Origin of the sequence: 'Fragaria x ananassa' phyllody phytoplasma (assembly GCF_018274325.1) — a bacterium.
Lineage (GTDB): Bacteria > Bacillota_I > Bacilli_A > Acholeplasmatales > Acholeplasmataceae > Phytoplasma.
Map to the genome: position 1 here is coordinate 1 of NZ_JAGVRH010000011.1, position 10,497 is coordinate 10,497.

A 10,497-nucleotide genomic window follows, 5' to 3' on the forward strand; every position below is an offset into this window, starting at 1 on the left:
TTTTTGAGAAAAAAATTATATTTTTTTTCTAAAAAAAATGTTGTTCTTAACTGGTTCCATTTTCGTGGAGCTTATCATATTAATGTATGATTATAAAAACAAACAGTATATATAGAATAAAACAAATATGGGTTTCCAAATCTGCTAAATAATATTTCATCAAAAAGATAAAATAAAAAATACCACCTTTAAAGGTGGTATTTTTTTATAATTGCTGAATAAATACTTTTTCAAAAACTTCACAAACGTCAGATACAGTTATAATATTTAATTTAGTTCTTACTTCTTCTGGAATGTCATCGATATCTTTGATGTTTTCTTGAGGAATTAATATAGTATCAAGACCGCTACGGCTAGCAGCAATAGCTTTTTCTTTTAAACCACCAATTGCTAAAATATCTCCTCTTAAAGTAATTTCTCCTGTCATACCCAAACCTTTTTTAATATATTTTTGAGTAATAGCAGAAAATAGAGAAGTAGCAATTGTTATTCCTGCTGATGGACCATCTTTAGGAACTGCGCCTTCTGGAAGATGAATATGAAAATCATTTTCTAAAAACATATTAGCATCAATTCCTAATTTTTGGACATTAGCTTTAATAAAACTAAAAGCAGTATAAGCGCTTTCTTTTAAAACATCTCCTAATTTTCCGGTTAAAAATAATTGACCTTTACCTTTGTAATAAGTGACTTCGACTTTTAGTAAATCGCCACCAAAATAAGTATAAGCTAATCCATTAGTAGAACCTATTTGTTCTTTTTGTTCTGATAACAAGTGTAAATATTTTTCTTTTCCTAAATATTTAGCTATATTTTGAGGAGTAATTATAATTTGTTCCTTTTTGTCGATTAAAATCTTTTTAATGGTTTTACGAGCAAGTTCAGCTAATATACGTTCTAATTCTCTGACACCTGCTTCTTTAGTGTAATGACGAATTAAGTAAAGTAAGGTATCATCTTTTAAAATTAAATTTTTGTTAGTGATACCATGATTTTTTAATTGTTTTTTGAGTAAATACTTTGATGCAATTTCTACCTTATCTTTTTCAGTATAAGAATTGATTTCAATAATTTCCATACGATCTCTTAAAGGTTCAGGAACGTTTTCTAAATAATTAGCAGTAGCTATAAAAAGGACTTGTGATAAATCAAATGGTTCTGATAAAAAATGATCCATAAAATTAACATTTTGTTGAGGATCCAACACTTCTAATAAAGCTGAAGCAGGATCAAAATTATAATTAGCAATTAATTTATCAATTTCATCTAATAAAAAAACTGGATTGATTGTTTTTGCTTCTTTAATTCCTGTTAAAATACGACCAGGCATAGCTCCTATATAAGTTTTACGGTGACCTCTAATTTCGGATTCTTCTTTCATCCCACCTAATGATTGTCTTACAAATTTACGTCCTAAAGCTTTAGCTACAGAAGCGGCTAAAGAAGTTTTACCAACTCCTGGTGGCCCTACTAAACATAAGATATTTTGCGGATTTTTCTTAGTCATTATTTTGACTGCCGCATATTCTAATATTCTTTCTTTAACTTTTTTTAATCCATAATGATCCATATTAAGAGATTTTTCAATTTGAGTTAAATCGTTTATATCTTGACTAGTTTTTTTCCAAGGTAATTCAAGTAAAAAGTCAAGATAGTTTTTAATTACAAAGGATTCTGCCATTAAAGATGATGCTGATTGATAACGTGATAATTCTTGTAAAGCTTTAGTTTTGATATCATCAGGTAAAGGGGTTTTGTTGATTTTTGCTCTTAAATCAGCAATTTCTTCTTCTTTCTTAGCTTTATCACCTAATTCATGTTGAATAGCTTTCATCTTTTCTCTTAAATAAAATTCTTTTTGATTTTCATCGATGCTTTGTTTAACTTTTTCATTAATTTTTTGTTCTAAATTAATTCCTGTAATTAAAATATCAACATCTCTTAAAATATTGAATAATCTTTTATTAAGACGAGCTTCTTTTAAATATTTAAATTTGTCTGCATCACCAATTCTTAAATTAAAAATAATGATATCTGTTATTTTTTCTGTATCGTGTTCTACTTCAATCATTTCTAAAAAATTACCATTATTTTGATTAATTAATTGAAAGGGTTTTTTTAAAATAGTATCGATTACTAATTTAACTAAAGCTTGTTCTTCATTGGCTTTGCCAAAAATGGTTTTAATACTTTGATATTCTACTTTATAAAAAGGTTCCTCTTGTAAAAATTTTTGGATTTTAACTCTTTGAAAAACACGGAATCTTACTTTAAAATTGCCATTAGGTAATTTAATTTTGGTGATAATTTGGGCCATTACTGCATAACGATTTAAGTCTTTAATTTTGGTTTTACCTTGTAAACCTTTTATTTGGGTTAAAACGATAATAAAAGATTTAGCATTGCTTTGTGATTCCTTTAAAGCGTTAATATATTGTTTTTCTGATATTTCAATCCTAAAATCAACATTAGGCATAGGAACCACTTCATGAATTACTAAAGCTGGTAATTGTAAAACTTCTTTGAAGTCTGTTTCTGGGATAAAATCAGCTTTAATATTTTTAATTTTGGTTGGCATTTTTTTTTATTCCCTTTCTATTTTTATTTTTATTTATTACTGGTTAGTTGCTTTTTAATCAGAGAAGATAACACTTTGAAGTACTAATTTCCAAGCTTCTTCTATTAAAAGAGAATTTTTTAAAGTTTGAGGGTTGACGTTTTTTTTAATTTGTTCAACAGGTATTTTATGATTTTGATTTAAAACAAGATAATATTTTTCTAATTTTTCTTCAGAAATGGTAATTTTTTCTTCTAAGGCAATTTGTTCCATGATCAGTTGATATTCTAAGTTTTTTCTTGTTTGTTCATACCATTCTGCTTCCATTTTTTCTTTAGTAATTCCTAAATATTGTTGATATTGTTCTAAATTTAAATTTTGTTTTTTTAATTGTAATTCGAATTCACTTTTAAGACGGTTTTGTTCTTGTGTCACAATTTCTGTAGAAATTTCAAGTTTGGTTTGACTTACTATTTGGTTAATAACTTCTTTTTTTAAGTTTTCGTCGTTTTCTTTTTTTCTTTCTTTTAAAAGTTCTTGTTTAATATGATTGCGTAATTGTTCTAAAGTGTTTATTTTAGGATATTGAAGTGTTTTGACTAAATCATCGTTTAATTTAGGCATTTTTTTGATTTTAATGTCATGAAGTGTTATTTTGAAAATAGCTTTTTGATTGGCTAAATCTTTTTGATGATAAGTGTTTGGGAAAATGATTTCTATATCTTTTTTCTCCCCCCTTTTCATTCCTAACATTTGTTCTTCAAAACCAGGAACAAATTGGGAAGAGCCGATTTCTAAACTATAATTTTGGCCTTTTCCTCCTTCGAAAGGTTTATTGTTGACAAAACCTTCGAAATCAAAAATAGCTGTATCTTTCTTTTCTAATAAATCAGTTGATTTTGGTTCTAAAGTTGATTTTCTATCTATTAAAGAGTTGATTTTGGTTGCTATTTCGTTATCGTTGATATTTAGATTGCTTTGTTTAATTGTTAATCCTAAATATTTTCCCAAAACTACTTTTGGTTTGATCATAAATTCTAAGCCAAAAGTAAAATCTTGTTTTTCTTTAAATTTTTTCTCTTCTAAGGCGATCATTTGAGGTATTCCCATGTTTTCAAATTTTTTTTTGGTTAAAGCTTCTTGGTATTTTTGTTGAACAATAATTTCTAAAGCTTGAAAGTATAAATCATTTTTGCCAAAGCGGATTTCAAAAATGTTTCGCGGGACGTATCCTTTTCTAAAACCTTTGATTTTTATTTTTGATTTAATTTTTTCGTAAGCTAAAGTAAGATTTTCTTCTAATTCAGGTGTTGAAACTTTAAAAAAATATTGTATTTTTTGATCATTAACTTTTTTGATTTTCATGGTTGTTTCCTTTTTTTCTTTGTTTATTTTTTTGTTTTTCTTTAATCGTCTTTAATTTGCTTTAATCTTTATAAAATATTATTTATGTTTGTATTTTTGTGTTATGTGTGTTTTGTATTTTAACTAATATTTAATTTTATTTTATGATTATTTGGTTGTATCTTTATATCTTTATTATTCTAATAAGAGTATAAATGATTAGTTAAGGCGAAAGCATTATTTATTGATATATTTTATAAATTTGATAACTTTAAAATTAAAAATGATTAATTATTGATATTAAATAGTTTAGTTTTAAAATATGTAATAAAATAGACTCAATATGATAAAAAGAATAGTTAAAAAAATATTAAAGTATATAATATTAATTAATTGTGGTATTTTCTTGGTAGAAAGTTGGTAAATTATTAATTAATATCGAGGTAAAAATGGCTTTCTTTCCTATTATTAGTATAACATATTAATTTATGACATATGAATAAATGTGATATATATATATATAATATCTTTTTATGTACTTTATATATCCTTATATGTTCTATTTATATCCCATATTTAATTATTACATACCTTTATATCTAATTATTATTTATATGTGCTTATATTAATATTTAAATAATGTTATAATTTTATATATACTTAGTAATTATTAATATTTTAATATTACATAACATAACATATCTTTATATATCAAAGACACAAGCGATAAGATAAATAAAAAAAAAGACTTACAAAAATTAATTTGTTAGTCTAATAACTATTTTTTATTGATTAAGATCTTTTTTAAATATTTGCCTGTATAACTACTTTGATGTTTACTAATTTCTTCAGGAGTTCCTGTTGCCAATAAATAACCTCCTTTAGCTCCTCCTTCAGGGCCTAAATCAATAATATAATCAGCATTTTTAATCATATCTAAATTATGTTCAATGACAATAATAGTAGCACTTTTATCTACCATATGTTGTAAGACATCAATTAATTGTTTGATATCTTCTGAATGTAGGCCAGTAGTTGGTTCGTCTAAGATATATAAAGCCCCTTTAATAATTCTTTTACTTAATTCACTAGCTAATTTGACTCTTTGAGATTCTCCTCCTGATAAAGTAGGAGATGATTGTCCTAATTTAATATATCCTAATCCCACTTTTTGTAATATTTCTAAGGGATGTTTAATTTTGGGGTGATTTTTGAAAAAAGTTACTCCTTCATCAACATTCATATTGAGGATATCTGCAATATTTTTGCCTTTGTATTTAATTTTTAAAGTTTCTTTTTGATATCTTGTTCCTTGGCAACTTTCACATTTGACATAAACATCAGGTAAAAAATACATAGATATTTTTTTGACTCCTTCACCAGAACAAGCTTCGCATCTTCCTCCTTTAACATTGAAAGAAAAGCGTCCTTTTTGATAACCTTTGATTTTGGCTTCGGGGATTTGAGTATATAAATCTTTAATTTCGTTAAAAACACCTGTATAAGTAACAGGATTACTTCTAAGGGTTTTGCCGATAGATGATTGTGATATTTCTACTATTTTATTGATATGGTTAAAATCGTTAACTTTATTGGGTTCTATTTTTGATTTTTGTTGTTGTTCTTCTTATTTTCCTTGCTTCTTTAATTGTTCTTTTTCTTTTAAGATATTATTTTGAAAATGATTTTTATTATAATTTTGTTTTAATCCTTTTATAATAAAACATCATGGACTAAAGTAGATTTACCAGAACCAGATACTCCTGTTACTAATGTTAAATTTTCCATAGGGAAAACAACATCAATGTTTTTTAAATTATTTTTACAAGCATTAGTAACTAATAAATATTTTTCATTAAAAGGTCTTCTTTGTTGAGGAATATTAATAGTAAGAGTACCAGCTAAATACTTTCCTGTTAAACTATTAGGATTTTCCATTAATTCTTGTGGTGTTCCTGCAGCTTGTACTTTTCCTCCTAAAAGACCTGCTTTAGGGCCAATATCAATTAAATAATCAGCTGCTAAAATAGTATCATGATCATGTTCTACTACAATTAAAGAATTTCCTAAATGACACATTTTTTTTAAAGAATTAATTAATAAATCATTATCTTTTTGATGTAAACCAATTGAAGGTTCATCTAGTACATATAGCACTCCTGATAATTTAGAACCAATTTGAGTAGCTAAACGAATTCTTTGAGATTCTCCTCCTGATAAAGTGTTACCACTACGTGCTAAGGTTAGATAACCAAGTCCAATTTCTTGTAAAAAGGTTAAACGTTGAATCACTTCTAAAAAAGCTAAATTAATACTTTTAGTTTCTTCGGGGGTTAGGGTTAATTCTTTTAAAAAGGTAATTAGTTCATCAATTGATAAAGTAGTTAATTCATAAATATTAAGATTATTAATTTTAAAGAGCAAAGCTCCTTGATTTAATTTTTGTCCTTGGCAAATAGGGCATTTTTTTTCAATCATAAGATTATCGATGAAATTATAATAACTTATTTGATGATAAATTTGATAACGTAAGGAATTTTTAAATTGAATAAGAGCATGATTTAATATTCCTTCAAAGAAATGAGTTTGATTGGATTGTTGAGTTTGCTTAGTTAAATCTTTTTGATCAGTATAAATATATTCTCGTTGTTCTAAGGAACCATAAAGTAATATTTCTAATTTAGATGTTTTTAAATATTTTAAAGGGGTGTTTATATCAATTTGATAATATTTACATATTTGTTTAATCTTATCTTTTAACTTTATTTCTTGGTTGATTAAAATAGCACCATCATTTAAAGATTTGTTGATATCAATTATCTTTTCATAATCAATAGTTCCTTTAACTCCTATTCCTTTACAATTGTTACATGCTCCTAAAGGAGTATTAAAAGAAAAGATACTTGCTTTTTTTAAAGGAACATCATAATCCATTCCTTCTAAATGATAATGACTGTTTAATTTTAAAATATGATCCCCATTATTATTCTTACTCTCTTTATTCTCTTTATGATAAGACATAACAAAGACTTTTCCTTGAGTTAATTTTAAGGCTTGTTCTAAGGCTTCATAAAGTCTTGTTTGATTATCTTCGTTAATTAAGATACGGTCAATCGCTACTTCAATGCTGTGATATTGATTTTGATTAAAGGTTTAACTTCATTAATCAAACTCATTTCTTCATTAATCCGCACTCTTAAAAAACCATCTTGTAATAATTTGTTTAAGGTTTTTCTGTGACTTCCCTTTTGTCTTTCAATTATAGGAGCTAAAATAATAACTATAGTTTGATTGAATGTTTCTTCAATTTGAGTGATCATTTGTTCAATAGTTTGTTTTTTTAAAGCTATCTTTTTAAGAGGATGATAAGGGACACTAATATTAGCATAAATTAATCTTAAATAATCATAAATTTCAGTAATAGTTCCTATAGTTGAACGGGGATTATAAGAAGTATTTTTTTGGTCAATACTAATAGAAGGACTTAAACCTTCAATGCTATCAACATCTGGTTTTTCAAAATTACCTAAAAATTGTCTAGCATAAGTGCTTAATGATTCGACATATCTTCTTTTACCTTCTTGATATAAAGTATCAAAAGCTAAAGAGGATTTACCAGAACCAGATAATCCAGTAATTACAACTAGTTTATTTTTAGGAATATCAAGATTAATGTTTTTTAAATTATTTTCACGTGCACCGCGAATTTTAATAAATTGATGATACTCGTTTGTTTTTTTCATTTAATTAATTCCTTCCTCTTGGTTTCTTTGATTTTGTGTATATCAATTCATTATAACAAAATTACCACAAAAAATAGTTTCAAAAAAAATAAAAATTAAAAATAGATATATTCGTGTATAATATAATTAATAATAATATTATTATTAATGGTAATAAGGAAATAGAGAGTAAGCATTATTGAGTATTAAGTTAACTATTAAATATTTAAATATATAGCATTTATAAAAAATATAAATAATTATCAGACATATACATTACACATAGATAATTATATAAAATATAAATAAATACTAATCAAATTAGAAATTAGAACAAGAATAGAAAGAGAAAGGTAAAATAAATAGTTTTTTTGATATGACTTATTTTGTTAACCATAATAAGAAACTGATTACAAAGAATAAAGTATATGTTTCAATGATATTAATTAGTTTTATTATATTTTTATTAGTTGATGTAGTTAATGCAAATAAGGTTAATATTAAAGATAAGATACTTCCTTTACAAAGAAATTTATTAAGTATTAAAAATGATAATAATGATACTATTATTAATCAAATATGCTCCCAAGGAGTTACTTTAAGAAAAGATGGTTTTAAGATTACACCTTTGATTATAAATAATATTAGAATTCCTGCAGTAAAGGTAATGCATGATGATTGTATTGGAAGTGTAACAGTAATCTACTATATAAAAAGTAGCAAGCCTTTAAAGTTAGAAAAATACTTAAAACCATTATCCACTAAAATAACTTTATCTTTAGAAGAAAGAAAGAATCCTAATACTCAATTATTACTAAATAAATTATTAAATATAGAAGATACTTTAATTCTTGATGAATGTACAGTTTTAAACACACATGCTAATCATATTGAAGTAAAATCAAAAGGTAACACTCTAAGAGTAGTAAGTAAAGAAAATGCTATCTTTAATTATATTAACACTCAGGTCTTTTTAAAAGAATTACTTATTTATCAAAAATTAGGAATATTAGAAGATAATCAGGAAAATACTATTAAAAATGCTATTTGTAAGAAAAATCCTAATTTGGTAAAAGATAATCTTAGAGTAACCCAGATAAAGGATCATCAAGCACAAGTATCATATCAAGAATGTGAAGACACTATCACGGTAACCTTCATGATACAACCTCCTATTATCATTCAAACAACTAATTTAGGTATTATCGAAGATAGAAGAAATGATACTATTGTAGATGCTCTTATCGTTAATAATCCTTATTTATTGAAAGATAAAGATAATCTTAGGGTATTAAAAATAGAAACTAAGAAGGCTTTTATTACTATTAATCAACAAAAAGAACAAGAAGTTACTTTTATATGCATCAATCCAACAATTAAAAAGAAATTAAAAGATAATCAACAAAATACCATTATCAATGCTTTATATGAAGAAAATAAAGATTTAATTAAAAATATGATTAAAGTAATTAATAGAAAAAATAATCAAGTTTTAATTTTATATGATGGTTTTTATGTCACAGTTAAATTTGAAACAATGATATCTGATTATTATTTTTATCTTTATTTTTGTCTTTTCTTACTTTTAATTTTAATAATTACTATAATTATCTTTATTAAAAGGCGAAATAAGTCAAATTCATAAAAATGAAAAAAAATATAAAAATGTTTTTTTAATGCATATTAAAGGTAATAGTGATTTTAAATTTGAAAGTTTGTTATAAATAATTTTTCTTAATTCTTATAAGAATTAAGAAAAGGAATAATAAGGTAATCAGAAAGAGGAAAAAAAGTACTATTATAAATTAAACTAATAAGGATTAACAAGGATTTTATTAATAACTTTTTTTATTTTTTTCTTAAAAAGTGTTGTTCTTATCCAGTGTTATTTTCGTGGAGCTTATCTTTTTAAACAGGAGTAAAAGTTACTATTTGACCATTTTCTAAGATAAAAATATTTTTAGTAAATTTGAGTATAAAAAACTATTTAAATTACTTAATAATTATTTGATAAAATTTAGGTTTTAAAAATTTGTAGTAAAATAAAGAGGAATTAGTCTATTCTTCAAGATTTCATTAATTATTTTTTAACAAATTAGAAAAAAAAAATTACTTTAATCATATTTAATTGATTAGTTTTTAACTTATTGGTTTTATTTAATTTCATAAAGTTATGTTGATACCAATCTAATAGCTTATTATAAGATTCTAAATTAAATTTTTTTAAAATTGGATTTTTAATCCTTTTGAAAATTTTCATTGTAATTTCAAACCATGATAAATTACTTTTGTAAGGAATAAAATTTTTAATATTCCATTGTATACAACATTCTAAAATTAAAAAAAAATTTGTTTTTATTTTTAAGTATTTGTTATTTTTAGCATAAAAAAAATGAAAAGTATTTACATAATGTTTACGTTTTGTCATTTCATTAACCCATTTGTTTATAGACAAATTAAAATAATTGCGATCTAAATCTAAAAAAGGTTGCATGCCTTTATTTCTAAGATTTTTATTTAAACAATAATCATACATTCCAAACTCTTTTCTTAAAGCACATAAAGATACATCAGGTGCATATTTATACAATTCATAAGGTAATATTCGCATTTTTTTACTCACTTTTAATTATTCTATAAAAAATTATTTAATTATATTTATTTAAAATTTTTTAACTTTGAAAACAAATATCATAATTAATTTTAACATATAAAAATAAAAAGAAAGACTTATTTTTTATAAATATGAGAATGTTTATGTGCTCATTATTTTCATCCAAAAAATTCAATAAAAATGAAATTTAAATAAAATAATTTTTTTACGTAATTATCTAAAAAAAACATTTAAGAAAATTAACTAACTACTAAAAAAAT

General features: G+C 24.0%; 4 protein-coding genes and 1 pseudogene. 1 reads left to right on the forward strand and 4 read right to left on the reverse strand.

Features of this window, described 5'->3' with window-relative positions:
• Positions 1 to 205: 205 nt before the first annotated feature.
• The 3 genes and pseudogenes from lon to uvrA form a co-directional block, all read right to left on the reverse strand.
• Positions 206 to 2,578: an endopeptidase La gene (gene lon / locus J8J04_RS02550; RefSeq protein ID WP_212331995.1), complete on the reverse strand. Its 2,373-nt coding sequence runs from the start codon at positions 2,576 to 2,578 to the stop codon at positions 206 to 208.
• A 54-nt stretch (positions 2,579 to 2,632) separates the two neighbouring features.
• Complete coding sequence (gene tig / locus J8J04_RS02555; protein ID WP_212332008.1) at positions 2,633 to 3,922, reverse strand: trigger factor; 1,290 nt, start codon at positions 3,920 to 3,922, stop codon at positions 2,633 to 2,635.
• 757 nt (positions 3,923 to 4,679) lie between these two features.
• A pseudogene (gene uvrA, locus J8J04_RS03400) lies at positions 4,680 to 7,644 on the reverse strand (excinuclease ABC subunit UvrA).
• A gap of 415 nt (positions 7,645 to 8,059) precedes the next feature.
• On the opposite strand from uvrA, the gene J8J04_RS02565 reads away from it, so the two are divergent.
• On the forward strand, positions 8,060 to 9,268 hold the full coding sequence (locus J8J04_RS02565; RefSeq protein ID WP_212332010.1) for a hypothetical protein: 1,209 nt from the start codon (positions 8,060 to 8,062) through the stop codon (positions 9,266 to 9,268).
• 450 nt (positions 9,269 to 9,718) lie between these two features.
• Here J8J04_RS02565 and J8J04_RS02570 read toward each other — a convergent pair whose 3' ends face one another.
• The gene (locus J8J04_RS02570) at positions 9,719 to 10,234 is read right to left on the reverse strand and encodes a hypothetical protein (RefSeq protein WP_212332012.1); all 516 of its coding nucleotides are present in this window, start codon (positions 10,232 to 10,234) and stop codon (positions 9,719 to 9,721) included.
• Between the last annotated feature and the right edge of the window lie 263 nt (positions 10,235 to 10,497).